The sequence below is a fragment of the Cetobacterium somerae ATCC BAA-474 genome, from assembly GCF_000479045.1.
Taxonomy (GTDB): Bacteria; Fusobacteriota; Fusobacteriia; order Fusobacteriales; family Fusobacteriaceae; genus Cetobacterium_A; species Cetobacterium_A somerae.
The window spans coordinates 4894-5387 of sequence record NZ_KI518149.1 but is presented as its reverse complement, the minus strand read 5'-3'; the positions used below and the strand labels follow the sequence as shown (position 1 = coordinate 5387).

1 protein-coding gene is annotated in these 494 nt (G+C 32.0%); it reads right to left on the bottom strand.

Features of this window, described 5'->3' with window-relative positions; all coding sequences use genetic code 11:
• Nucleotides 1-494, bottom strand: a 494-nt coding sequence (locus tag HMPREF0202_RS15740) for a GDP-mannose 4,6-dehydratase (protein WP_023052358.1), incomplete at both ends; no start/stop codon positions are given.

Sequence of the window (494 nt, the reverse complement as noted above, 5' to 3'; positions counted from 1 at the left end):
TAATTGATATTAGCTAAATCAGTACTTAAAACTTCTTGATATTTAGGCTCATCTTTCATGATTCTAGCTATTGTATCTATGGTAAGTTTTACTATATTGATATTTTGCTCCTCATTAAACCCACCAATGTTATATATCTCGTGTGCTTTAGCATTAGATATAACCATATCAATACCTTTACAGTGATCCATTACATATAACCAGTCTCTTACATTATCTCCCTTTCCGTATACAGGAAGTTTCTTTCCAGCTAAAATATTTTTAATAATTAGTGGAATTAGCTTCTCTGGGAAGTGATATGGTCCATAGTTATTGCTACATCTTGTTATATTAAATGGAAACTTATATGTTTCTCCATAGGCCATAACTATCATATCAGATGCTGTTTTAGATGCTGAATATGGACTTCTTGGATCTAGTGGAGTAGATTCTGTAAACATCTTCTCTCCATAAGTTTGAAGGTTTTTTCTTCCAGTTGCAATTTTAGCAACAGC